Below are 24,911 nucleotides of genomic sequence, written 5' to 3'. Positions count from 1 at the left end.
GCCGCTGCTCGGGATGGTCCTCGTGACCCATGGCCGGCTCGCCGAGGAAATGGTGACCGCGATGGAGCATGTCGTCGGCCCGCAACGCGCGATCGCCACCGTGTGCATCGGTCCCAACGACAATATGGAGATGCGGCGCAAGGAAATCGCCGACGCGATCCGCAAGGTCGACGAAGGCCGCGGCGTCATCATGCTGACCGACCTGTTCGGCGGCACCCCGTCGAACCTCGCGATCAGCCTGCTCGAGCCCGGGCGCACCGAAGTGATCGCCGGGGTCAACCTGCCGATGCTGATCCGGCTGGAAAGCGCGCGCAAGACCATGGACATCCGCCCGGCGGTGATCGCCGCAAAAGAGGCGGGCCAGAAATATATCTCCGTCGCATCCGAAATGCTGGGGGTTGGTTCATGAACGAAAACAGCGAGACGGTCGAAATCACCAACCAGCGCGGTCTGCACGCGCGCGCCAGCGCCAAGTTCGTCACCTTCGTCAGCCGCCTGCCCGAGACCGTGTCGGTCGAGGTCGAAAAAGGCGGCAGCCGCGTCAACGGCACCTCGATCATGGGGCTGATGATGCTGGGCGCCGCCAAGGGCGATTCGATCACCATCCACACCAGCGGCGACGGCGCCGACGCGGCGCTGCTCAAGCTCGTCGGGCTGGTCAAGGACAGCTTCGGCGAGGATTGACGGCATGACCCAAGCGGGCCGCCGTTCCACCATCGAAAGCCTGTCGAATCCGCTGGTCAAGCGGATGCGGCTGCTGCGCGAGAAGCGCCATCGCCGCGCCGAGGGGCTGTTCCTTGCCGAAGGGCTGCGTATCGCGACCGAGGCGCGCGAGGCAGGCGTGCTGCCTTTATGGCTGTTCTTAGGCCCCGAGGGTGCGGCGCATCCGCTGGCGCAGGCGCTGATCGACGCGACGCTGGCGGGCGGCGGCGAAGTGGTCGACACCACGCCGGCGATCCTGTCGAAACTATCGGGCAAGGACAATCCGCAGGCGATCGTCGCGATTTACGCTGAGCCGAAGACGTCGCTGGCCGATATCGACCGCGGCGCGTCGCCGATCTGGCTCGTCGCCGAACGGCTGCGCGATCCGGGCAACCTCGGCACCATGCTGCGCACCGGCGACGCGGTCGGCGCGGGCGGGTTGATCCTGCTCGACGAGAGCACCGATCCCTATGCGGTCGAGGCGGTGCGCGCGAGCATGGGGGCGATCTTTACCCAGCAACTGGTGCAGGCACGATGGGAAGACTTCCTGCCCTGGCTGCGTGGCGGCCCCGGGCAGCTGGTCGCGACCTGGCTCGACGGAGCGGAGGATTATCAGGCGGTGCGCTATGCGGCGCCGACCTTCATCCTGATCGGCAATGAATCGCAGGGGATGCCGGCGGACTATGCCGCGGCGGCCGACGTGCGGGTGAAAATGCCGATGCTCGGCAAGGCCGACAGTTTGAACGCCGCGGTCGCGGCGGCGGTCATGGCCTATGAGGTATTGAACCAGCGGCGGAACCGATAGCGGGCGGTTCTCGTTCATCGGTCGATCAGCCCGATCGGTCCAGGAGGTCCGCATGACCAAGATCACCCTGCCCGCCCTCGCCCCGCTTTTACTTCTCACCGCCTGCGTTCCCCCCGCCGATGCACCGCAGGGACCCGGCGCTCCGCCGGCCGCCGCCTATTTCGCGCTTGGTACCGAGCCCGGCTGGACGCTCGAGATTACGCCGGGGATGCTCAACTACGACGGCGATTACGGCGACACCAAGATCGTCGTCGCCAACCCCGGCGCGCGGCCGAGCTTCAACGGCGAGCGCTATGTGACGCCGCGGCTGACCGTCGATATCACCCATGGCGAATGCAGCGACGGGATGAGCGACCGGCGCTATCGCGACACGGTGACGCTGACCGCCGAGGGCAAGACGGTGAAGGGCTGCGGCGGCGGGGTGCTGCCGCCGGCCGTGCTGGCGGGGACAAGCTGGACCTTCGTCTCGATCGGCGGCGTCGCGGTCGCGGGCGACCGGCCGACGTCGCTCGCCTTCGAAGGCGCAAGGCTGAGCGGCAGCGCGGGCTGCAACCGCTTTTCGGGCGGTTATAAACGCGACGGACAGACACTGACCGCCGGTCCGCTGATGGCGACCGAAATGGCGTGTCCGGGTGCGGGCATGACGCAGGAGAACGCCTTCTTCGCGCTCATGCGCGGGCCGGTAAGCCTGAGCTTCCCGAGCGACGGCACGCTGATTTTAACGGGCGCCGAGGGGCGGACGGCGGTGCTAAAGCGGGTGATCTGACGCACCAGCCGGGGTCATTTGACAGCAAGCGGAGAGCATTGCAGACGCAAGGCATGCAACAATCGTGGGCCGATATCGCAGCGTTTTACCGCCAACATAGGTTTGACGACGAGGCCTTCCAGAGCGCTTTCGCCGGCGTGGCGCAGGTGGCGGCACTGATATCGGACGGACCGCTTGGCACCATGTTGTTCGGTTGGACCTCGATGCATGATTTGTGCATCCAGCAATCCGACGCCCACCCTCAAACAGCGCCCTATCTTCGCATTTCGCCGCTGCGGTCCGGGCTGGTGGATTTCCGCTACATCGATACGCCGATCGCAGAGCGTCAGTGGCAAAGGCTCGTCGCACCAGGTGCGGCGTGCGAGCGACTGACCGCTTTCCTCGCACGGCTTCGCTGGACGGCGTGACCCCTCCAAGTGTCAGGGATCAGCGCTATTCACCCGCGTCGTTGACCGCCGCCGGCGCGCTGGCCAGTTTCGCGAGCGGGCGCGCCGATTGTTCGGCGACCGGCAAAGCCGGAATTTCCTTGTCGCCGGTCTCGATATCGAGCGCCTCGAAACGCCGCGCCTGCGTCAGCACCTGGCTTTCGAAGCTGCCGACGAAGCTGTTGTAGGCGCCCGTTGCCTGATCAAGATTCCGCCCGACCTTGGCGATGTGCGACCCCATCACCGACATGCGCGCGTAAAGCTCCTTGCCGAGCGCAGCGATCTCGCGCGCCTGGTTGGCGAGCTTTTCCTGCCGCCACACCGCCGCGACGGTGCGCGCGATCGCGATCAGGTTCGTCGGGGTCGCGAGCAGCACCTTGCGCTCGAACGCATAGTCCCACAGCGCCGGATCCTGATCGAGCGCCGCCGCAAGGAAATGTTCGCCGGGGACGAACATCACGACGAAATCGGGGGTGTCGTCGAACTGGTTCCAATAGGATTTGGCGCCGAGGGTGTTGACATGCGCCTTCATCGCGGCGGCGTGCGCGGCAAGATGCAGCGCCTTCTCACCCTCGTCGACCGCGCCGAAGGCGTCCTGATAGGCGTTGAGCGAGACCTTTGCATCGATGACGAGATTCTGGCCGCCGGGCACGCGCACGACGACGTCGGGGCGCAACCTTCCGCCGTCGCCATCGGTGACGCTGACCTCGGTCTGAAAATCGGCGTGTTCGCTGAGGCCGCAGCTCTCCAGTACGTTGCGCAGTTGCTGTTCGCCCCAGCGGCCGCGCGCCTTGGGGGCGTTGCGCAGCGCGTTGACCAGTTTTGCGGCCTCGCTCGACACGCGTTCGGTGCCCGCGCGCATCGATTCGATCTGGCCGTGGAGCAGGCCGAAGGCGTTCTGGCGCTCCGCCTCGACCTTGGCGACCGCCTGCTCATATTTTTCGAGCCGTTCGTGGACCGGGTGGAGCAGCCCTTGCAGCCGCTGCCCCGTGGTCGCCTCGCTCTCCTTGAAGCGCGCGTCGGCGCGTTCGAGGAATGTCTTTTGCGCGCCATCGAGCATCGCCTGCCCGACCTCGCGGAACTGCGCGGTGAGCGCGACCTGCGCGTCCTTCAATTGCGCGATCTGCGCATCATGCGCCACATCGCGCGCGCGCTGTTCGCTGACCAGCCCGGCGAGTTGCAGGTCGGCGGCCTTGCGCGCCTCGGCCTCGGCCGCGAGATCGGTCACCGCAATCCTGAAGCGCTCCGAAAGTCCGTCGCGCTCGGCCTTCAGCGCTCCCGCCTGCCGCCCGGCGAACAGCCAGCCGATCAGCCCCCCGAGGATGAGGGCGACAAGGGCAACGAGCAACGAAACGATATCCATATGCGGAACATAGGACGAACAGCGCGCGCTTGGCTAGAGGCTTCTACCTTCGGGCCCCGGTTTCTTTTCGAAAGGATTGGTCACCGACGTCAGGATCCGGTCGATCATTTTCGACAGGGCGATCGTCCGCTCCCTCGTTGGCGTATCGGGCAGATCATTGGCGGGGGTCACGCAATGGGTCCGGACCAGCGTCTCGTCGCGGCCCGCATCGCCCGGCGTCATCTGGGTAAAGCAGTTATATTCCCATTTTCCATCGAAGTGGATGCGCCAGACGATCATCCGGGCATCGAGGAGGCTCGTTTCGACCTGCCAGCCCGGCATGCCTTCGATACTGCCGGGGACATAGTTGCGGTTGAGCAGATGGTCGCGCAGCTCGCCGATCGGCAGCGGATAGCGCTTCTCCTCGCTGTATCCGTCCGGGGCGCAGGCCGCCAAAGCGGCGACGAGCAGCAGCGGGACGGCGCGCAGGATCGTCGGGAGAGAAGGCAAGGTCAGAGCAGGTCGCTCGCGACGTCGAGTTCGCGGACGCGGCGCTTCTGGCGCGCGGCGTCGACCAGACGGCGCAGTTCCTCGCGCCGCTCGGCGGCGCGTTCGATGTGCGGGATCACCAGCGGGCCGTCGCGCGTCGTCTCGTCGCTCGAATCGAGGCCGATGGTGCCGATCCCGGCCCATTGGTTGACGAGGGTGAAGTCCATGCGGACATTCTTGACGCGGTAGAGTTCGATCTCGTCGATGCTCTTCACGAAAATGCCCTTGCGCAGGATCAGCCGGTCCTCGGTCAGTTCGTAGGTGACCGCGAGGTTGTGAACCCAGATCGCGGCGATGATGATGAAGCCGACCCCGACGAGGCAGAGCAACAGGGTCAGCCAGCCGAGCAGGGTGCCGCGCAGCCAGCCCCAGGTCGAGGAACGGAAGCGGTCGAGGACTTCGGGCATCGGCGGCTCTCCTTACAACAGATAGACGATGACATAGCGCGCGACGAGCAGCGACAGAATCGCGATACTGGCGCGGACGCCCTTCACCCACATCGCCGCGACCATCAGCCCGGCGAGGATGAAGGTCAGCCCCCACACCAGCGGGTGTTTGAACGCGGCGACGAGCACCGGATGCGACAGATAGAAGGCAAGCTGCGCGCCGAGCAGCACGAGCAGCAGCACGAGGACGATGCGGCGGACGCGGAAATAATGGGTGTCGAGATTGGCGAACCCCTCGGGCTGCGAGGGAAAGACGAGCCGCGCGGCGAGGAAATAGAGGCTGGCAAAGGCGGCGACCGCCATCAGCGTGCGGCCCGACACCGCGATACTCTCGCGCACCGTCCATGCGGCCTGCCAGAAAGAGAGCAGGTCGAGCATGACGAAGATCGCGAGCAACGGGGTCAGCCAGCCGATCGCGAATTTTTCGCGGCTTTCCTCGGCCGCAAAACGCGTTTCCAGCGCGCGTCCGAGGCCGCTCAGCAGTTCGACCATCGAAAGGCCGAGGAGCAGGCTGTAGAGCGCAAAGACGAATTCGAAATCGCTCACACGATCGCCTTCCATTCGGCGGGCAATATCGCGCGATAGGCCTCGACCCCCGGCGCGCCGCCGATCGTCATGCCCTCGCTCAGCATCCAGTAATGGCGCACGATCTCCGCCTGTTGTTCGAGCCCGTAGCGATGCAGCGGCCAGCCGGGTTTGAGGCTGTAGTCATAGGTCGCGAAGGGGTGGCGCATGAAGACGAGGTACCAGCGGCCGCGCTGCTGCGCCTGCCAGACATGCGTCATTTCGTGGATGAACAGCCCCTTGGCACGCGTCGCATCGCTGACCGGACAGGAAAAATCGTCGCAATAGACGTCGCCGCGCGGGTGGAAATGCAGATGCCCCATCGGCGCCATCACGATCTGGCGCGGCTGGAAGAAGATCCATTTGCGGTGCCGGATGCGCACCGCGTCATAATCGATCGCGTCGCCGAACACGCTGCGCGCGAGCGCGACCTCTCCGTCGGTCAGGCGGCGCCCGGCGCGCTCCATTCCCGCTTATTTCTTTGCCGCGTCCGCCGCCTTGCCGGCAGCCTCGCCGCCATGACCCATCGCGCCATGGTCCATCGGCGCCCCGCCGCTGGCCGCGGTCGAGGCGTTCTTGATCGGCAGGTCGACGATGATCCGGTCGTTGTTGGTGAACATGAAGACGAGCGACAATTTGCCCGCGCGTACCGCCGCCGGGTTGACGTTCCAGATCATCAGATGCTTGCCGCCCTGCTTGAATTCCAGCGTGCCGCGCGCCGGGACCGGGGCGCGGTCGATCGACTTCATCGTCATCATGCCGTTTTCGCGGACGCTCTCGTGCATCTCGATGCGCTGCGCGAGGTCGGCCGACACCGCGACCAGTTCGACCGGCGCATCGCCGCCCTTCACCGTGAAATAACCGACCGCCGGCCGGTCGGGCGTCGCCCCCATTTCGATAGAACCGCCCGAAATGTGGAGCACCGGCCCCTTGCCCATATTCTCCTCGCACGCGGCCAGCGTGAGCGCGGTGGCGGCGAGCGTGGCGCCGAGGAAGAGACGGCGGGCAAAGAACTTCATCGGGGGTCTCCGTAAACAGGGGCAATTTCCTGTCCCCGATAAGGCCAATGAGTCCTTGTGCCAAGGATTAGCGCACCTATATCGCGGCCAGAAACCTATCCAGGCGTGCCTGTTCAGGGCGCCAATGAGACAATGAAGGACGTGTAAAACTATGGCCAAAGTGATCGGGATCGACCTCGGCACCACCAACAGCTGCGTGGCGGTGATGGAGGGTGGCAAACCCAAGGTTATCGAAAATGTGGAAGGCACGCGCACGACGCCGTCGATCGTCGCCTTCGCCAAGGACGGCGAGCGGCTGATCGGCCAGCCCGCGAAGCGCCAGGCGGTCACCAATCCCGAAAACACCATTTACGCGGTGAAGCGCCTGATCGGCCGCCGCTTCGACGATCCGATGACCAAGAAGGACATGGAACTCGTCCCCTATTCCATCGTCAAGGGTCCGACCGGCGATGCGTGGGTCAAGGCCGGCGGCGAGGATTATTCGCCGTCGCAGATCAGCGCGTTCATCCTGCAGAAGATGAAGGAAACCGCCGAAGCCTATCTGGGTGAAAAGGTCGAGCAAGCGGTCATCACCGTTCCCGCTTACTTCAACGACGCCCAGCGCCAGGCGACCAAGGACGCCGGCAAGATCGCCGGCCTCGAAGTGCTGCGCATCATCAACGAGCCGACCGCGGCGGCGCTCGCCTATGGCCTCGACAAGACCGAGAACAAGACGATCGCGGTCTATGACCTTGGCGGCGGCACTTTCGACATCTCGATCCTGGAGGTCGGCGACGGCGTGTTCGAGGTGAAGTCGACCAACGGCGACACCTTCCTCGGCGGTGAAGATTTCGACTCGAAGGTCGTCGAATTCCTCGCCGACACCTTCAAGAAGGACGAAGGCATCGACCTGCGCGGCGACAAGCTGGCGCTGCAGCGGCTGAAGGAAGCCGCCGAAAAGGCGAAGATCGAACTGTCGTCGGCCGCGACGACCGAAGTCAACCTGCCCTTCATCACCGCCGACGCGAGCGGTCCGAAGCATCTGGTCAAGACGATCACCCGCGCCGACCTGGAGAAACTGGTCGAAGACCTGGTCAAGCGTACCCTCGAGCCGTGCAAGAAGGCGATCAAGGATGCCGGCGTGTCGGCGAGCGAGATCGACGAGGTCGTGCTCGTCGGCGGCATGACGCGCATGCCGCGCGTGCGTGAGGTCGTGAAGGATTTCTTTGGCAAGGAACCGCACACCGGCGTTAACCCCGATGAAGTCGTCGCGATCGGCGCCGCGATCCAGGCGGGCGTGCTGCAGGGCGACGTCAAGGACGTGCTGCTGCTCGACGTCACCCCGCTGAGCCTCGGCATCGAGACGCTGGGCGGCGTGTTCACGCGCATGATCGACCGCAACACCACGATCCCGACCAAGAAGTCGCAGGTCTATTCGACCGCCGACGACAACCAGTCGGCGGTGACGATCCGCGTGTTCCAGGGCGAGCGCGAAATGGCCGCCGACAACAAGGCGCTGGGCCAGTTCGACCTGGTCGGCATCCCGCCGGCGCCGCGCGGCGTGCCGCAGATCGAGGTGACCTTCGACATCGACGCCAACGGCATCGTGTCGGTCCACGCCAAGGACAAGGGCACCGGCAAGGAACAGCAGATCAAGATCCAGGCGTCGGGTGGCCTGTCGGACGCCGACATCGACCAGATGGTCAAGGATGCCGAGCAGTTCGCCGAGGAAGACAAGGTGCGCCGCGAGGCCGCCGAGGCGAAGAACAACGCCGAAAGCCTGATCCACTCGACCGAAAGCCAGCTGCGCGAGCATGGTGACAAGGTCGACGCGAGCCTGAAGGCCGAGATCGAGGCGGCGGTTGCCGAAGCCAAGACCGCGGTCGAAGGCGGCGACGCCACCGCGATGACCGAAAAGTCGGCGGCGCTCGCGCAGGTCGCGATGAAGCTCGGGCAGGCGATCTATGAGCAGGAGCAGCAGGCCGCGGCGTCCCCCAGCGCCGATGGCGAGGCTCCGAAAGCCGACGAAGATGTCGTCGACGCCGAATTCTCGGAAGTCGAAGACGACAAGAAGTAAGAAGAAACTCTCCCCGCCGCGCGCCAGACGCGCGGCGGGGCTGAGGGGGCATTTGGGTTATGTCGCTCGACATCGATTATTACGAACTGCTCGAATGCGAGCGCACCGCCGACGACGCGACGCTGAAGGCGAGTTATCGCAAGCTCGCGATGAAATATCACCCCGACAAGAATCCGGGGTGCGGCGACAGCGAGGCCCGCTTCAAAGCGATCAGCGAGGCCTATGACTGCCTGCGCGATCCGCAGAAGCGCGCCGCCTATGACCGGTTCGGCAAGAGCATGCCGCATGGCGCGGGCGGCAATGCCGATTTCGGCGATATCGGCGATATCTTCGAATCGATCTTTGGCTCGGCCTTCGGCGGCGGGCGCCAGCAACGCGGCCCCGCGCGCGGCGCCGACCTGCGTTACGACATGGAAATCCGGCTCGAGGACGCCTTCACCGGCGTCACCCGCGAGATCCAGGTCGATGTCGCGGCGCGCTGCGACAGCTGCGACGGATCGGGCGCCAAGCCCGGCACCCAGACCAACCGCTGCACCACCTGCGCCGGCCACGGCAAGGTCCGCGCGCAGCAAGGCTTTTTCATGGTCGAGCGCACCTGCCCCAATTGCCAGGGCGCGGGCGAAGTCATCGCCGATCCCTGCAACACCTGCCATGGCGAAGGCCGTGTCGATCGGCGCAAGACGCTGACCGTCAACGTCCCCGCCGGGGTCGACGAAGGCACGCGCATCCGCCTGTCGGGCGAAGGTGAGAGCGGCGCGCGCGGCGCGGCGCCGGGCGACCTCTACATCTTCCTCCACATGGCGCGGCACAAGGTCTTCGAACGCGAGGGCACGACGCTGTTCACGCGCGCGCCAATCAGCTTCACCACTGCGGCGCTCGGCGGCGAGATCAGCATCCCGGGGCTCGACGGCGCCAAGCACGACATCCGCATCCCGGCGGGCATCCAGTCGGGCAAGCAATTGCGCCAGCGCGGCGCCGGCATGCCGGTGCTGAACGGCCGCGGCCATGGCGACCTGGTCGTCCAGATCGACGTCGAGACGCCGACCAAGCTGACCGCGCGGCAGAAGGAATTGCTCGCCGAATTCCGCGAAACCGAGACCGGCGACGAATGCCCCGCGAGTCAGGGCTTTTTCGGACGGATCAAGGAAATGTGGGACGATCTGACGGATTGATCGCGCCGCGGTCGCCGCGAATGTCATAACATCGTCATTCCCGCGAAAGCGGGAACCTAGGGGTGAAGAAAGCCGAATCACGCACTGGATCCCCGCTTTCGCGGGGATGACATTTGTGGTCAGCCGATTTCTTTCCGCAATTCCGCGATCAGCGCCGCGACCTTGGGCAGCCGCTCCTCCTCCTCGTCGAGAATCGCGTGGAACGCGCGGTGTTTGATCGCTTTCAGTTCGTCGGCGGGCAGCGCTGCATCGCCTGTTACGCTCGACGCGACGATGTCGATCAGCCGGTCGGCGCCGTGGAGGCGGCCCCAGAGATAGTCGTTCTCGCGATAGGCGCGGCTGAAGAAGGCGCCGAAGCTGTTGAACTCGATCCCTTTGAGCATCGCCGCCGCGCCGCCGCTACGGATCGCGGTGGCGTCCGACGGCGAGATGCGGTCGATCTTGATCGGATCGAACTCGTCGAACCCCTCGCCCTGGAGCAGCGGCAGCGTCGCGATGTCGTAGAAGGGGTAACCGAGATAGGCGAGCAGCAGTGCGCGCCGGTCGTCCTTGGGCAGGGCGCCGAGGCCCTCGGCGATCAGCGCGTCGGCGGCGGCGTCGGCGCCGATCAGGTCGCGGCGCGCGGCGATGGCGTCGATCCACTGGCCGGCATCGGCGTCGGCCGAGATATCGAGATCGGCGAACCAGCTGTCGCCCTCGCGCTCCAGATAGACGCCGAGTGCGTCGTAGATGGTGTCGCGCATCGCGTCGCACGCGGGGTCGCGCGAATCGCGCTGCGCCTCGACCACCCGGTCGAGCTCGCGCGCGAGGAAGCGCAGGCGGCGCACGCGGAAACCGAGATCGTGGGTGCGGAAGAAGGTGACGGCGTCATTGCTCGCCCCCGCGCCGCGCCTGCCCGAAATACGGTCGAGCCCGCGTGCGCGCACCTCGTCCCAGAGCTGCTGGCGGCGATTGCGGCGATGGATGTCGCCTTCGGGCGGGGCGAGGCGATCGACGATGCCGACCAGGTCCTCGACCATCGCCGACAGCTTGAGGTGGCCATAGGGCGAGAAGGCGAAGCCCGCGCGTTCGGCCGCCTGTTCCTGCGCCTTGGCGCGCCATTTGGCGAGCCGGGCGGTGGTCGGGGTGTCGAGGAAGAAGGTGGTGCCGAAAAGCGCGGCCACTTGCTCTTCGACCTCTACCTTCATCGCGTCGAGGATATGTTGCATCCGGCGGATGCGGCGCGACATGCCCTCGATCGCCTCGACATTGTCGCGGATCGGCTGTTCGCGGGGGATTTCAGACATCGCGCCGAGGATCGTCGGCAGGAAACCGGGCAGGCGCGGGGCATCGCCCTCCGCGGTTTCGCCGGGCTTGCCGAAGCTGATCGAGCGATAATCGGGTTTCGGGTCGATATAGATGAAGCGGCGATCGATCTCGCGCCGCGCCGGGCGCTGTTTAAGCGCGGCGATCGCGGGGCGGAAAGGCGCGTTGGCGAGCACTGAGCCGTCGATCAGCACGCGGTCGGCGGGATCGGCCTCGCCGCCTGCGGGCAGCTGCGCGCGGATGAAGCCGTCGCGGCCGGGCCAGGCGATCCCGCGCTTGTCGAGTACGCGGTCGAGTTCGCGCAGGGTGAAGGGCGGGAATGCGCCCGGAAAGCTCGCGGTTGCGCGCGCCGCGGCAGCGAGGCCGGGGACGTCGTCGAGCGCCTTGCCGGCACGGCTGTCCTGACGGAAATGGAGAATCAGGCGATGCTCGTCCTCGGTCACGCGCGGCGGGCTGTTGAGCGACAGCGAGACGCGGTGGCCGGCAAAATCGGTGACCGAAACGAACAGGTCGACGGGCTGCCCCGCCGGCACCAGCGCGGGTCCGCGCGGCCCTTGGTCCATCGCGTCGAAGGCATCGAGGAGCAGGTTCGAAAAGGTCTCGCCACCGAAGGGCGGTTCGAACCAGCGCGCCCGCACGAAGCGCGACAGCTTCGCGCGCACCTCGTCCTGCGCGCCTTCGCCCACCGTGCGGTCGATGACATTGCCGCGCTTCTTCATCATCCAGCCGGCGATCGGCACCGCCCAGAATTTGGTCGCCGCCGACAAAGGCCGCGCGTCGGGGTCGATCAGATGATCGACGTCGGCATCGTCGAGCCACAGGTCGGTGAGCGGGTCGAGCGACTGGCCGGTGGCGAGTGCGCGTGCGAGGAAGATACCGTTGATCCCGCCCGCGCTGGCGCCCGCGACGATGTCGGCGAGCACGCGCAGGCGGATGGTGCTGCGTTCGGCGATGGACGCGAGCAGGTCGCGATAGACAGTCCCGACGCCGCTGAGCGGACCGCCGTCGTGGAAGGCGCGCGACGCCGCGGCGAGCCGCCACACCTCCTTGGTGATGCCGTGCATATAGACGGCGAGGCTGATGCCGCCGTAGCAAATCAAGGCGAAACGCAGTTCCTTCTCGCGCATGGTCAGGCTGATAGCGCGCTTTCCCTGGTGTGGCCAATTTTCCACGGCCCGGCGACAAAGCCGCCTGCCAAGCGATTCTTCGGGCTTTTCTCTTGCCTATGCAAATCATTCGCATTAGCGGCTCTTGCAAACAGGAGCTGAGAATGAATCGCAAATTTGCCGCCGCCATGCTGGCTTGCACCATGCTGTCCTTCCCCGCCGTCGCGCAGGACGACACCGCGACCGACAAGGGGACAGGTGAAGACACGATCGTCGTCACAGCGGCGCGCACCATCTTGCCGCCGAACGCCCTGCCGCTGACCATCGACATCATCGGCAAGGACACGCTCGACCAGCAGATCGCGATATCGGGATCGATCACCGACGCGGTATCGAGCCTGACCCCCAGTTTCTCACCGACGCGCCAGAAGCTCTCGGGCGCGGGCGAGACGCTGCGCGGCCGCTCGCCGCTCTATGCGATCAACGGCATCCCGCAGTCGACCCCGATGCGCGACGGCAGTCGCGATGGCTTCACCATCGACGGCTTCTTCATCGACCGCGTCGAGCTGATCTATGGGTCGAACGCGCTGCAAGGGGTCGGCGGCACCGGCGGCATCGTCAACCAGGTCACCGTCGGCGCGCCGAGAACCGAGGGTCTCGGTGGTCGCTTCCTGCTGCAGGGCACAGCCGACGATGGCTTCAGCAAGGACGGGCTGGGCGGCAAGGTCGCGGGCCTCGTCCAGTATAAGGCCGGCCGCTTCGATGCGACCGTCGGCGCCGCATTCGAAAGGCGCGGCGCGTTTTACGACGGCGACGGCCGCCGTATCGGTATCAACCTGACGCAAGGCGAGACGCAGGATTCGCAAACGCTCTCGCTGTTCGCGCGCCTCGGCTACGAACTTTCGTCCACGGCGCGTCTCGACCTGACCGCCAGCCGTTTCGAGCTCAAGGGCGACGGCGACTATGTCGCGCTCGCCGGCAACCGCCTGACCGGCGTGCCGACCAGCGCGGTGCGCGGCACCCCGCCGGGCGAAGCGGCGCAGAACCGTACCGAAAGCGTCGCGCTGTCGCTAACCGACACCGACGTGGGCGGCGGCAATTTCGTCAGCCAGATCTTCTTCAACCGCAGCCGCGACACCTTTGGCGGCGAGGTGAATACACAGGCGACCTTTCAGGATCCCGCGCTCGCTCCCGTCGGCACGCTGTTCGACCAGTCGCAGAACCGCAGCCGCAAGCTGGGTGCCAAGCTCAGCTATGAACGTGCGGTCCCCGGCTTCGAGGACCTGACCGTCACGGTCGGTTTCGACGCGCTCGTCGACAAGACCGAGCAGGCGCTGATCGCGACCGGGCGCGTCTGGGTACCGCCGAGCGATTTCCGCAGCCTCGCGCCCTTCGGCCAGGCGAACCTCAAATTGTTCGACGGTCTCGTCCGCCTCGCGGGCGGGGTGCGCTGGGAAAATGTGAAGATCAAAATCGATGATTATCACACGCTCGCCTCGACCACCTTCGTCGCCTGCTCGGCGACCGTCACCACCAACTGCGGCGCCGCAACCTATGGCGGCGTCGACGTCGCGGGCGGCAAGCCCAAGTTCCAGGACCTGCTGATCAACGGGGGCGTGATCGTCGAGCCATGGGCGGGCATCCGCGCCTATGCGAGCTACGCCGAAGGCTTCACCGTGCCCGACATCGGTCGCATCACCCGCGCGGTGAACCGCACCGGGGTCGACCTCGACAGCTTCCTCGACATCTCGCCGATCGTATCGAACAACCGCGAGATCGGCGTCGAGTTGAAGCGCGGCCCGCTCGATGCCAGCGCGACCTATTTCTGGTCGTCGAGCGACAAGGGCCAGCTGCTCATCGCGCGGCCCGACCGCATCTTCGACGTCCAGCGCCAACGCGTCGAAATCGAGGGGCTCGAACTCAACCTGCGCGTCGCGATGCCGATCGACGGGCTGAAGCTTGGCGTCGGCTATGCGCATCTGCAGGGCCGGTATGACAGCGACAGCGCGAACCCCGATGGGATCGTCGACACCGACCTCGATGGCACCAACATCTCGCCCGACCGCCTGAACCTCAACGCGAGCTACAACAAGGGGCCTCTCTCGGCGCTGGTGCAGACGCAATTCTTCCTGTCGAAGAGCTTCCACGGCAAGGTGAACCCCGACCAGCGCAACAATTTCGGCGGCTACAACCTCACCGATGCCAGCATCCGGTACCAGACCGGCTTTGGCGGACTCAGCCTGAGCGTCCAGAACCTGTTCGACAAATTCTACATCGACTATTCGAGCGACACGCGGCTGCCGACCGACAATCTTGCCTTCTTTGCGGGACGCGGGCGAACCTTCACGCTTGGCTGGGACTATCGCTTCTAACATGATGACGCTGCTCGACACCCTCCATCGCTGGACCGGGGGCCTGCTCGGCCTCGTCCTCGCGCTGCTCGGGCTGTCGGGCACGATCCTGCTCTATGAGCATCTGTGGATCGGGCTGCCGGGCACCGGCGACGCACTACGCGGCGACCTGCCCACGGTCGCCGCGACGACCGAGCGACTGATGGCGATGCCCGGCGCACAGGGCATCATCTATGCCGACGAGCGTTTCGGGCTCCACCAGCTCCGCTTCGGCAAGGAGGCGGGCGCCTATGCCAGCCAGTCGGGCGAGGTCGTCACACGCTGGGCGAGCCAGTGGGAGCGGCCCGAGCTGTGGATCTTTGATTTCCATCATCATCTGTTCGCGGGCGACAGCGGCGAATGGGTGATCGGCATCGCCGGGCTGGCCGGCCTGTTCTTCGTGATTTCAGGCGTCGTCCTGTGGTGGCGGACGCGAAAGACCTTCAGGCTGCGGCTGTGGCCGAAGCGGATGAGCCGCCCCGCGATCGTGATGCAGCATCGCGACCTGGGCGTGGTCATGGCACCGCTGTTGCTGATCTCGGTCGTCACCGGCACGATGATGATCTTCCGTCCCTTTGCGATGGTGATGATCGCCCCCTTCGGATCGCCGGTCGAGGCCGCCAGGGCGATCGAGCCGCCGAAATACAGCGGCGGCCCGCTCGCCGCGAAACCCGATTATGCCATGATGCTGACCGAAGCGCGACGGCGCTTTCCCGATGCCGAGTTCCGCATCCTGTCGCTGCCGCGCAAGCCCGGCGACGCGATCATGCTGCGGATGCGCCAGCAGGCCGAATGGTTGCCCAACGGCCGTTCGACATTGTGGTTCGACGCCGCGACGGGCGAAGTGCTCGGCGCGCGCGATGCGCTGGCGATGCCCGGCGGCGCGCAGGCGTTCAACATGGCCTTCCCGATCCATGCATCGAAGGTCGGCGGCTGGAGCTGGCGGATATTGATGACGCTCTCCGGCCTCGCGATGACTATGCTCGGCAGCTTCGCGGTGTGGAGCTTCTGGTTCAGGCGTCCGAAGCCCGCGAAGCGCCCAGCGAAGAAGGCGGCGCTGGTGACCGGCTAAGCCGACTTTTTGCGTAACGCTGCAATAGCCTCCTCAATCGTATCCCAACATTGCTCGTAGCGTGCGCAGTGCCCGTCAGGAAAAATCACGAAATTGTTATCTTGGCTTGTTCCACCCCAGACGCCATCCATTGATATCGGCTCAGGTGAGCCATTTGATAATACAGCCCATAGTACGACGGGTACGCGATGTAGCGTTCCATCGTCCAACGCATATCCAATGTAGGTGTCCGGTAAGGCGGGATGGGTGGCATAAATCGTGTCAAAATCGTCCGGATTCGCATCCTTCATCACATAACTGGTCATCCGAACCTCCCCACTCAGCTTGAGAAAATCTAGCTCCCGAACGTAGGTGCTCCCGGTGATTCGGGGAAGAATTGATAAATCTATCCCTTGGCAAGGCAGACGCCATCGACTGTCACCCTCCACACCGCTTTCCTATTTTACCGGCAGCCCTATATCCTGCCCGACCCCATGACCCGTGCCCGCACCCTGCTCCTCACCGCCGCGCTCGGCCCGCTCGATTACCGGGTGCCTTATGGCATGGAGGCCGCGCTCGGCAGCGTCGTCGTCGCGCCGCTCGGGCCTCGCCGACTCGGCGGGGTGATCTGGGAGGACCAAAGCTTCGGTGCCCCCGATCCGGTCGGCGACAACCGGCTGCGCAATTTATTCGAGGTGGTGCCGGTACCGCCGGTGCAGGCACCCTTGCGCAAGCTGGTCGAATGGACGAGCGACTATTATCTCGCGCCGCCGGGGTCGGTGCTGCGCATGGTGCTGCCCGGGGTCGCCTTCGCCGATGCGCGGCGCCCGATCATCGAATATCGCGCGACGGGTGAGCTGCCCAAGCGGATGACCCCGCAGCGGACGGTCGCGCTCGACATGATCGGCCGCTCGCAGGGCACGGTGCGCGAACTCGCGGCGCTCGCCGAGGTCAGCGAGGCGGTGGTGCGCGGGCTGGTGAACAGCGGCGCGCTCGAGGCGGTCGCGGTTTCGGCCGACGCGCCTTATCCCGCTCCCGATTCGGCCTTCGCGCCGCCCGACCTGTCGGACGAACAGACAGCGGCGGCGGCGCGGCTGATCGCGGCGGTGGCAGCCGAAAAATTCGAGACGCTGCTGCTCGACGGGGTCACCGGGTCGGGCAAGACCGAAGTCTATATGGAGGCGATCGCCGCCGCGATCGACGCGGGCAAGCAGGCGCTGGTGCTACTCCCCGAAATCGCGCTGACCGAGCCGATGTTGACCCGCTTTGCGGCGCGCTTCGGCTGCGAGCCGGTTGGGTGGCATTCAGGCCTCCGCTCGGCCGAGCGCCGCCGCGCCTGGCATGCCATCGCGAACGGTGACGCGCGCATCGTCATCGGCGCGCGCTCGGCACTGTTCCTGCCCTACGCCAAGCTCGGCGTGATCGTCGTCGACGAAGCGCATGAAACAAGCTTCAAGCAGGAGGATGGCGTCCATTATCACGCGCGCGACGTCGCGGTGATGCGCGGGCATTTCGAAGGGCTGCCGGTGGTCCTCGCGAGTGCGACCCCGGCGCTCGAAAGCCTCGCGATGGTCGAGGCGGGGCGCTATCGCCATATCCAGCTGCCCGCGCGCTTCGGCGGCGCGACGCTGCCCGATCTCGCCGCGATCGACATGCGGCAGGACCCGCCCGATCGCGGCACCTGGCTCGCGCCGCCGCTCGTCGACGCGCTTGCGGACCGGCTTGCCAAGGGCGAGCAGAGCCTGCTGTTCCTCAATCGCCGCGGCTTCGCGCCGCTGACCTTGTGCCGCACCTGCGGCCACCGCATCCAGTGCCCGAACTGCACCGCGTGGATGGTCGAGCACCGGCTCGTCCACCGCCTTGCCTGCCATCATTGCGGCCATGTCATGCCGCCGCCGCGACTGTGCCCCGAATGCGAGGATGAGGACAGCCTCGTCGCCTGCGGACCCGGGGTCGAACGCGTCGCTGACGAGGTGCGCCTGCGTTTCCCTGAGGCACGCGTCGCGATCGTCACCAGCGATACGCTCTGGTCGCCCGCCAAAGCCGCAGAATTCGTCGACAATGTCGAGGGCGGGCTGGTCGACATCATCATCGGCACCCAGCTCGTCACCAAGGGCTATCATTTCCCGAACCTCACCCTCGTCGGGGTGGTCGACGCCGACCTCGGGCTCGACGGCGGCGACCTGCGCGCGTCGGAGCGCACCTTCCAGCAGATCGCGCAGGTCGCGGGGCGCGCCGGGCGCGGGGTGAAGCCCGGCGAGGTACTGATCCAGACGCGTGTGCCCGACGCGCCGGTGATGGCGGCGCTGGTCGCGAACGACCGCGACGGTTTCTATGCCGCCGAGGCCGCGGCGCGAAAGCACGCCGGCGCCCCGCCCTATGGCCGCTTCGCCGCGCTGGTGATTTCGTCGGAGGATATCGAAGTCGCGCGCGGCGTCGCGCAGCGGCTGGGGCAGAAAGCCCCGGTCGCCGAGGGTCTTGCCGTCTATGGCCCCGCCCCCGCCCCGCTCGCGATGCTGCGCGGCCGCCACCGTTTCCGCCTGTTGCTCCACGCGCCGCGCAGCTTCGACCTGCAAGGCACGATCCGCGAGTGGGTCGGCCAGATCGACTGGCCGTCGAAGGCGCGGCTGGCGATCGACATCGACCCCTATAGTTTCGTTTGACGGGTCAGGGCTTTACAGCCCGCCGCCTGCTTGGCAGCATGGCCGGGCAGAGGGGTGTGCCGGGGGATGAGACATGCATAAGGGGGCAATGGCGGCGCTGGCGCTGATCGCGGCGCTGGCGGCGACGGGCGCACAGGCCAAATGGCTGCGCGCCGACACCGACAATTTCATCATCTACAGCGAGGGCAATGAGCGGTCGCTGCGCGATTTCGCGGAGAATCTGCAACGCTTCGATGCGACGCTGCGCTTTCGCTTCAAGGTGCCGGGGGGCAAGGAGCCGAACCGGCTGACCATCTACCTCCTGCCCCGTGCCGAGGATGCCGGGCGACTGATGTCGGGCAAGCGCGGTTCGTCGATCGCCGGTTTTTACAGCCCCGACCCCGAAGGCAGCTTTGCCGTGTCGCATCGCGAGGATCTGGGCGGCGGCCTGGGCACCCCGCAATCGCAGCAGACCCTGTTTCACGAATATGGCCATCATTTCATGAAACGCTATGTCCATGCGGCCTTCCCCGCATGGTTCATCGAGGGCTTCGCCGAATATTATTCGACCGTCGATTTCAACCGCGAGGGCAAGGCCGAAATCGGCCGGCCAGCCTATGGCCGCGCCTATGGCCTGCTCGAAATGCCGAAGATACCGGCCGAGAAACTGCTGTTCGTCCAGCCCGGCGCGATGCGCAATTCGGGCCAGGTCGACGTCTATTACGGACGCTCGTGGATCCTGACGCACATGCTCTACAACGACGCCTCGCGCGCCGGGCAGCTCACCAAATATATCGAAGCGATCAATCGCGGCGAGGAGGCGAAGAAGGCGGCGGTCGAGGCGTTCGGCGATCTCGCGCAGCTCGACAAGGATCTTAATCGCTACACCCTGCGCCCGCTCACCTATCGCACCTCGCTCGAACCGATCGCTATCCCCGGCAATATCGCGATCACGCCGCTGGTGGCGGCCGAAGATGCGCTGATCGATCTGCGGCTCGAACGGATGAGCGCGAGCCGCGACAAGGAACGCCTTGTCAGGGTGCGCGACCAGTTGCGGGGGCTGACCGCACTGCACCCCGGCCATGCCAATGCCTGGTTCGAGCTGGCGATGGCCGAATGGGAGATCGACGAGGAAGAGCGCGATCTGGCCGCCGTGCGGGCGGCGACCGACAAGGCGCTGGCGCTCGACGCCGATCATGTCCGCGCCAATGTCCTGCTCGGCCGGCTGCTGGCGCTCGACATGGACAAGAAGAATGATTTCACCGCCGCCGCCTGGCGCGAGGTGCGCAAGCCGATCGCGCATGCCAATCGCACCAATCCCGACGACCCGGTACCGCTCTACGCCTATTTCCGAAGCTTCGTCGATCAGGGCGTAATGCCGCCCGACATCGCCATCCAGGGGCTTGCGCAGGCCTTTTCGCTGGCGCCCGAGGATATCCAGCTGCGCATGGAATATGCCTTTTCTCTCGCCAACAAGGGCGATTTCGAACCGGCCATCAAGCTGGCAAAGTCGGTCGCCTTCGACCCACACGGCGGCGGCGGCGAGGACTTACTGAACCAGCTCGAAGCGATGCGCGATCGGAGCAAGGCCAAGAGCGACGCGGCGGCGGCCGAATGAGGGCCCTGCTCGCGGCGCTTTTGCTGCTGGCCTTCGCGCCGCCCGCACACGCCGAATGGCAGCGCATCGAAACCGCCGAATTCGCGCTGCAGGCCGACATGGAACCCGAAGCGCTGCGCGCGCTCGGCGTCCAGCTGCTCGACCATGACCGGCTGCTGCGCCAGATACTCGGGGTGACCGGGCCGGGGCGCGGGCGCCGGATCGAAATGATCATCTATGGCGACCATGCGCAGCTCGTCGCGGAGTCGGGTATGCCCGCGCTGGCGGCCGGCTTTTTCAATGCCAATCCGATGGAGAATTTCGCGCTGCTGCCGGCGCGCGATACCGCCGAATATTCGCCCTATGACGCGACACGAACACTGCGGCACGAATATACCCACTATTTCATGGTCCGGCATCTGGGCCGGCAATATCCGGGCTGGTTCATCGAGGGGCTGGCGAGCTTCTTCGAGACCGCCCATCGCGGGTCCGATGGCATCATGCGCTATGGCGCGCCGCATGAGGAAGCGTCGATCATTCTCCTCAAGCTCGGCGGACTGCCCTTTTCAAGGATGGGCGTCATGCCCGACTTTCGTCAGGGCGACGAGCAGATCGGGCGCTTTTATGCGCAAGGCTGGCTGATCACGAGCCACTATTTCATGGGCGGTCCGCAGGCGCCGGGAATCAAGGCCTATCTGGAAACGGCACGACGGAATGGAAAGCCCGACCCGAGCCTGTTCGCGGGCGGGCCGGCGCAGCTCGATCGCGATGTAGCGGCGTGGTTCGCCGACGGACTTCCGCCGGAAAAGCAGGTGACCGTCGCGCCCGCCGACGCATCGACGATTCAGCTCCGCCCGCTCAGCCCCGGCGAGGTCGGATTGATCGGCCTGCGGCTCGAGATGTATCGGCGCGGATCGCAGATCAGCCAGCATCGCGACGCGACCGAAGCGACGGCCGCGCTGAGCCGCCAGGCCCTCGATCTCGCCAAAGGCAATCCCGACGATCGCGTGGTCGGCCGATATGTCGCGAAACTCTTCCTGCTGATGGACAGCGACGAAGTCGGCAGCGACGACATCGCGGCGCTGCTTGACCCCGCCGGCACGACGGCCGAAGACCGGATCCTGCAGGCGCGACTGATGACGCGCCGCGCCGACGAAGGGCCGCCGGCCAAGTTTCAGCAGACGGTCGCCGCGTCGCGCGCGACACTGCAGGGCGTGTTGAAGGCTGAACCCGACAATGTCGATGCGCTCGTCGCGATGTTCGAGAATGTCCGCGAGGCGGAGGGCGCATCATCGCAAGCCGCACAATATCTGGCCAGGGCGCTGGCGATCGAGCCGGCCAACAGCGCGTGGCGCATGGCCCTCCTCGAACTTTATCTTCGCGACAACCGCAAAGCCGATGTCGTGGCCCTGCTGCAACCGATCGCGAACATGCCGCACGGAGGCGCCGATACCGCCATGGCGTCCGATATGATCAAGCGTTTTGCGGGTGTCGGCCCCGCTCAATAATCGGGTTCGGCGCCGCCCAGCACTTGGCTCGCCTGCGCCGTGAGCCACGCCATCGCCGCCGCCCATGGCTGGTGGCCGTGGCTGATTCGCGCGACGCCGAGCGCGGCAAGCTCCTTGTGCGTCGGGCCGCCCTTGCCGCGCAGGATGTTCACCGGCAGCGGGGAGGCGTCGCAGATCGCGCCGATGCATTTCGGATCGAGCAGGAAGGGCACGAACAGCGATCCCGCGCCGGCGTCGGCATAAGCGCGCGCGCGTTCGAGCGTCGCGGCGACGAGTGTGTCGCCATCCTGCGCGACATCGGCGCCGCGGAAGGTGTCGCAGCGCGCGTTGACGAAAATGCCGGTGTCGGCGGCGGCGCGGTAGCGCGCGGCGGCCTCCGCTATCGGCAGCAGGGCGGTCTCGCCGGGCAACCGGTCCTCCATGTTGATCCCCGCCGCGCCGGCTTCGCGCGCGCGAGCGACCGAGACGCCGACTGCCGCGGGGTCGGCGCCATAACCCGATTCCATGTCGATCGTGACCGGCAGGTCGGTAACCGACAGGATGCGCGCCAGATTTTCGAACACATCTTCGAGCGGGAAATCCTCGCCATCGGCGCGGCCCTGCGCCCCCGCGACGCCGTAACTGCCGGTGGCGATCGCCCTGGCGCCCGCCGCGGCGACCGCCTTCGCGCTCCCCGCGTCCCAGATGTTGACGAGGATCAGCGGATCGCCGGGGATATGGAGCGCCTTGAAAGCCGCAATCTTGTCAGACATCAGAAACTCTCCCGCTTGAGCAATTCTTCCTTGATCGGCAGGCCATAGGCATAGCCGCCGAGCGTTCCGTCGCTGCGTAGCACACGGTGGCATGGAATGAGCACCGCGACATTGTTCGCACCATTGGCGCTGCCCGCCGCGCGCACCGCCTTCGGCTTGCCGACCGCCGCGGCGATGTTGGCATAGCTGCGCGTCTCGCCCGCCGGAATCTTCCTGAGCTCGCGCCACACCGCTTCCTGGAACGCGGTGCCCTTCACGTCGATCGGGATATGATCGAAGCCGTTCACCGGCGCCTCGACCGCGTCGACGACCTCTTTCAGGAGCGCGGCGAAATCGCTGCCGCCTTCGATCAGCTCGGCGGCGGGGAAGCGTTTCTCGAGCGCCTCGCGCCCCTCGGCGAAACTCAGCCGGCACACGCCTTTTGTCGTCGCCGCGACGAGCATCTCGCCGAGGCTGGTCGGCACCACCGCCCAGTGGATCGTCGAGCCCTTGCCGCCGTTGACCCAAGCCGACGCCGTCATGCCCATGCGTCCCTCCATATTGTCATAGAAACGCGACGGCCCCGAAAAGCCCGCATCGTAGATCGCGTCGGTCACCCGGGCGCCCTCGCTGAGCGCCTGCCGCGCGCGTTCCTCGCGCAGCGCGCGCGCGTAAGCGGCGGGCGACAGGCCGGTGTGGCGGGTGAAGACGCGCTGGAAATGAGTCGGCGAATAGCCGGTGCGCGCGGCGAGATCGGCGAGTGCGAGCGGCTCCTCGCTGCCCTTGATCGCGGCGATCGCCTTGATCACCGCACCCTCGTCACGCGCGACGTCGTCGGGCAGGCAGCGCTTGCACGGGCGCAGGCCGGTCGCCCTCGCCGCGGCGCCATCGGCGAAGAAGCACACGTTCTGGCGCAGGGGATGGCGCGCGGCGCAGCTCGGGCGGCAATAGATGCCGGTGGTGAGCACCCCGGTGATGAAGCGGCCGTCATAGGCCTTGTCGCGCGCCTGCACCGCGTCCCAGCGCTCGTCATCGGTCATGGTGGAGAAGGCCATGGTCACTTCCTCTCGATCCGCGCGGCGAAGCAGCCGTGCGCGGCATTATGCGCGTCGATATAGGCGATGGCATCGCCCGCCAACAGGTCGCGGATCGCCGCGTCGGCCTCGCCCGGTCCCGCGAGCCGCGCGTCCTGCAGCATGCCGCCCGCGTCAAAGGCGCGGAGCGCGAGCGGGCGGCCTTCGAATGCCGGCGGCGTGGCATCGACATAGGTCGCCGCTTCGACGCCCGGCCGCACATAGATGGCATAAGCGCTGCGGTACGGCGTCGCGACGTCATGGCTGACATGGTGGAGCAGGATCAGCTCCTCGCCGGCGCGCGCATCCTGCAGGCTGATGCGGCACGGGAAGCCGCGGTCGGCGCCCGCGGTGACGCGGCGGGCGCCGTGCACCGCCAGTTCGGCATCGTCCATCGCGAAATAGGGCGCGAAGGGATCGGGGCTGAGCCCGGTGATCTGATAGGTCATGGGGGTCCTTTCACTGCGTTGAAACCCCTATGCCCGCGTGCCGCGAAGCCTGCGTCCCGATGCTTGCGTTCAAACATCGCAGCGGGCGTCGGATGAGTGGAGGGGGTAGTTTTGGGGCGGATTTCTGCCGCCGTTGCCCCCTCCTCCGTCATCCCGGACTTGATCCGGGACCCGCCTTTTCTTCAAGATCAGGCAGGCCCCGGGTCAAGCCCGGGGTGACGGTTGTGGAACAGCCGAACATCGCCTTTCCACCAAAACCCACCATTCTCGCCCATGGGCCGTATTGCTGTATTATAACATTGACACACTGACATCGATCCACCACTCTCCTGCCGAAACAGGGGAGTCGGCAGCATGGCGACCATCGACGCATCCTTCGCATCCACCAGGCCGGCGCGCGGCGCCGACTGGCTCGGCCGCGCCGCGACCTTCTGCTACCTGACGATCGCGGCGGGACAGATGCTGTTCGTTGCCTTCATCCTGCTCTTCTATTATCCGGCGACGCTGTCCGGCGATTTCGCGGCCTGGAACAGCAAGCCGCTGATCATGGGGTTCGTCGCGGGCGACACCGCGGGCAACCTCTTCTTCGCGGTCCATGTGCTGATGGCGGCGCTGATCACCTTCGGCGGGCTGGTCCAGCTGGTGCCCGCGATCCGCAGCCGCTGGCCGGTCCTTCATCGCTGGAACGGGCGCCTCTATCTGGTGAGCGCGCTGACGCTCGCGCTCGGCGGGCTGTGGATGACATGGGGGCGCGGCACCTGGCTGACGCTGACCGGCGGCATCGGCATCACGCTCGACGCGCTGCTCATCCTCGGCTTTGCCGCGATGGCATGGCGCAGCGCCCGCGCCCGCCGCTTCGTCGACCATCGGCGCTGGGCGATCCGGCTGTTCGTCGTCGCGAGCGCGGTGTGGTTCATGCGCGTCGGCTATATGGTGTGGGGCATCGCGACCGGCGGCGCGGGGATCGGCAAGGCGATGGACGGCCCGTTCGACATCTTCCTCGCCTTCGCCAATTCACTGCTGCCGCTCGCCGTCGCCGAACTCTATCTGCGTGCCGGGGCGCATGGGACTACGACCGCGAGAAACGGCGTTGCCGCGCTGCTGACCGTCAGCGGCGTCATTATCCTTGCCGGCAGCGCCGGCGCGTGGATGGCGATGTGGCGGCCATATATCTAGCCCCGCTTGCCTTCCCGCCCCACCCGATTAGGTTGCG

Annotated in this window: 24 protein-coding genes; 13 read left to right on the top strand and 11 right to left on the bottom strand. The window is 66.3% G+C overall.

Annotated elements, in window-relative coordinates; translation table 11 throughout:
* Positions 1–4: 4 nt before the first annotated feature.
* The 5 genes from EEB18_RS13080 to EEB18_RS13060 are packed head-to-tail and all read left to right on the top strand — an operon-like array spanning position 5 to position 2,680.
* Positions 5–409 (top strand): PTS sugar transporter subunit IIA, encoded by a 405-nt coding sequence (locus EEB18_RS13080; protein WP_056347134.1) that lies wholly within the window; start codon positions 5–7, stop codon positions 407–409.
* Positions 406–684: an HPr family phosphocarrier protein gene (locus EEB18_RS13075; protein WP_056345338.1), complete on the top strand. Its 279-nt coding sequence runs from the start codon at positions 406–408 to the stop codon at positions 682–684. The genes EEB18_RS13080 and EEB18_RS13075 overlap by 4 nt, the downstream gene beginning before the upstream one ends.
* A 4-nt stretch (positions 685–688) precedes the next feature.
* Complete coding sequence (locus EEB18_RS13070) at positions 689–1,507, top strand: TrmH family RNA methyltransferase (RefSeq protein WP_187142371.1); 819 nt, start codon at positions 689–691, stop codon at positions 1,505–1,507.
* Between the two features lie 52 nt (positions 1,508–1,559).
* On the top strand, positions 1,560–2,273 hold the full coding sequence (locus EEB18_RS13065; protein WP_187669002.1) for an META domain-containing protein: 714 nt from the start codon (positions 1,560–1,562) through the stop codon (positions 2,271–2,273).
* A 53-nt stretch (positions 2,274–2,326) separates the two neighbouring features.
* Positions 2,327–2,680, top strand: a complete 354-nt coding sequence (locus tag EEB18_RS13060) for a hypothetical protein (RefSeq protein WP_187669001.1) — start codon at positions 2,327–2,329, stop codon at positions 2,678–2,680.
* A 25-nt stretch (positions 2,681–2,705) separates the two neighbouring features.
* Here the strand turns inward: EEB18_RS13060 and EEB18_RS13055 are convergent, their stop codons facing one another.
* The 6 genes from EEB18_RS13055 to EEB18_RS13030 are packed head-to-tail and all read right to left on the bottom strand — an operon-like array spanning position 2,706 to position 6,618.
* Complete coding sequence (locus tag EEB18_RS13055; RefSeq protein WP_187141304.1) at positions 2,706–4,061, bottom strand: DNA recombination protein RmuC; 1,356 nt, start codon at positions 4,059–4,061, stop codon at positions 2,706–2,708.
* Positions 4,062–4,094: 33 nt separating this feature from the next.
* On the bottom strand, positions 4,095–4,550 hold the full coding sequence (locus EEB18_RS13050) for a hypothetical protein (protein ID WP_187141303.1): 456 nt from the start codon (positions 4,548–4,550) through the stop codon (positions 4,095–4,097).
* Between the two features lie 2 nt (positions 4,551–4,552).
* A complete protein-coding gene (locus EEB18_RS13045) occupies positions 4,553–4,996 on the bottom strand; it encodes a PH domain-containing protein (protein ID WP_187141302.1) in 444 nt (147 codons plus the stop codon).
* A gap of 12 nt (positions 4,997–5,008) precedes the next feature.
* Positions 5,009–5,596 carry a hypothetical protein gene (locus tag EEB18_RS13040; protein ID WP_262407924.1) on the bottom strand — a complete coding sequence of 196 codons (588 nt, stop codon included), beginning with the start codon at positions 5,594–5,596 and terminating at the stop codon, positions 5,009–5,011.
* On the bottom strand, positions 5,578–6,066 hold the full coding sequence (locus EEB18_RS13035) for a vgr related protein (protein ID WP_187141300.1): 489 nt from the start codon (positions 6,064–6,066) through the stop codon (positions 5,578–5,580). Before EEB18_RS13035 ends, EEB18_RS13040 begins: the two co-directional genes overlap by 19 nt.
* Positions 6,067–6,072: 6 nt before the next feature.
* Entirely contained in the window at positions 6,073–6,618 is a 546-nt protein-coding gene (locus tag EEB18_RS13030; RefSeq protein ID WP_187141299.1) for a copper chaperone PCu(A)C, read from the bottom strand.
* Between the two features lie 151 nt (positions 6,619–6,769).
* Here EEB18_RS13030 and dnaK point away from each other — a divergent pair, with 151 nt between their 5' ends.
* Complete coding sequence (dnaK, locus tag EEB18_RS13025; RefSeq protein ID WP_187141298.1) at positions 6,770–8,674, top strand: molecular chaperone DnaK; 1,905 nt, start codon at positions 6,770–6,772, stop codon at positions 8,672–8,674.
* Positions 8,675–8,733: 59 nt separating this feature from the next.
* The gene (gene dnaJ, locus EEB18_RS13020; RefSeq protein WP_056345313.1) at positions 8,734–9,846 is read left to right on the top strand and encodes a molecular chaperone DnaJ; all 1,113 of its coding nucleotides are present in this window, start codon (positions 8,734–8,736) and stop codon (positions 9,844–9,846) included.
* A gap of 119 nt (positions 9,847–9,965) precedes the next feature.
* On the opposite strand, the gene EEB18_RS13015 is transcribed toward dnaJ, so the two are convergent.
* On the bottom strand, positions 9,966–12,278 hold the full coding sequence (locus EEB18_RS13015; RefSeq protein WP_187141297.1) for a patatin-like protein: 2,313 nt from the start codon (positions 12,276–12,278) through the stop codon (positions 9,966–9,968).
* Positions 12,279–12,421: 143 nt separating this feature from the next.
* On the opposite strand from EEB18_RS13015, the gene EEB18_RS13010 reads away from it, so the two are divergent.
* Positions 12,422–14,629, top strand: coding sequence for a TonB-dependent receptor (locus EEB18_RS13010; protein WP_187141296.1), 2,208 nt, complete (start codon positions 12,422–12,424; stop codon positions 14,627–14,629).
* 4 nt (positions 14,630–14,633) lie between these two features.
* A complete protein-coding gene (locus EEB18_RS13005; protein WP_187141312.1) occupies positions 14,634–15,719 on the top strand; it encodes a PepSY-associated TM helix domain-containing protein in 1,086 nt (361 codons plus the stop codon).
* Here EEB18_RS13005 and EEB18_RS13000 read toward each other — a convergent pair.
* On the bottom strand, positions 15,716–16,024 hold the full coding sequence (locus EEB18_RS13000; protein WP_187141295.1) for a hypothetical protein: 309 nt from the start codon (positions 16,022–16,024) through the stop codon (positions 15,716–15,718). The genes EEB18_RS13005 and EEB18_RS13000 overlap by 4 nt on opposite strands.
* 168 nt (positions 16,025–16,192) lie before the next feature.
* Between EEB18_RS13000 and EEB18_RS12995 the strand changes: the two genes are divergently transcribed.
* From EEB18_RS12995 to EEB18_RS12985, 3 genes are all read left to right on the top strand, one after another.
* Positions 16,193–18,361 (top strand): primosomal protein N', encoded by a 2,169-nt coding sequence (locus EEB18_RS12995; protein ID WP_187141294.1) that lies wholly within the window; start codon positions 16,193–16,195, stop codon positions 18,359–18,361.
* 73 nt (positions 18,362–18,434) lie between these two features.
* Positions 18,435–19,958, top strand: a complete 1,524-nt coding sequence (locus EEB18_RS12990) for a hypothetical protein (RefSeq protein WP_187141293.1) — start codon at positions 18,435–18,437, stop codon at positions 19,956–19,958.
* Positions 19,955–21,445 carry a tetratricopeptide repeat protein gene (locus tag EEB18_RS12985; protein ID WP_187141292.1) on the top strand — a complete coding sequence of 497 codons (1,491 nt, stop codon included), beginning with the start codon at positions 19,955–19,957 and terminating at the stop codon, positions 21,443–21,445. The genes EEB18_RS12990 and EEB18_RS12985 overlap by 4 nt, the downstream gene beginning before the upstream one ends.
* On the opposite strand, the gene EEB18_RS12980 is transcribed toward EEB18_RS12985, so the two are convergent.
* From EEB18_RS12980 to EEB18_RS12970, 3 genes are read right to left on the bottom strand one after another with little or no spacing between them, the layout of a single operon-like run.
* Entirely contained in the window at positions 21,439–22,197 is a 759-nt protein-coding gene (locus tag EEB18_RS12980) for an isocitrate lyase/phosphoenolpyruvate mutase family protein (RefSeq protein WP_187141291.1), read from the bottom strand. The genes EEB18_RS12985 and EEB18_RS12980 overlap by 7 nt on opposite strands.
* Positions 22,197–23,231, bottom strand: coding sequence for a bifunctional DNA-binding transcriptional regulator/O6-methylguanine-DNA methyltransferase Ada (gene ada, locus EEB18_RS12975; RefSeq protein WP_187141290.1), 1,035 nt, complete (start codon positions 23,229–23,231; stop codon positions 22,197–22,199). The genes EEB18_RS12980 and ada overlap by 1 nt, the downstream gene beginning before the upstream one ends.
* A 2-nt stretch (positions 23,232–23,233) precedes the next feature.
* On the bottom strand, positions 23,234–23,698 hold the full coding sequence (locus tag EEB18_RS12970) for a DUF1203 domain-containing protein (RefSeq protein ID WP_187141289.1): 465 nt from the start codon (positions 23,696–23,698) through the stop codon (positions 23,234–23,236).
* Positions 23,699–24,052: 354 nt separating this feature from the next.
* Here EEB18_RS12970 and EEB18_RS12965 point away from each other — a divergent pair, with 354 nt between their 5' ends.
* Entirely contained in the window at positions 24,053–24,874 is an 822-nt protein-coding gene (locus EEB18_RS12965) for a DUF2306 domain-containing protein (RefSeq protein ID WP_187141288.1), read from the top strand.
* Positions 24,875–24,911: the final 37 nt, after the last annotated feature.

It is taken from the genome of Sphingopyxis sp. OPL5, from assembly GCF_003797775.2.
Taxonomy (GTDB): Bacteria; Pseudomonadota; Alphaproteobacteria; order Sphingomonadales; family Sphingomonadaceae; genus Sphingopyxis.
This window is presented reverse-complemented; position numbering and strand designations above follow the sequence as displayed.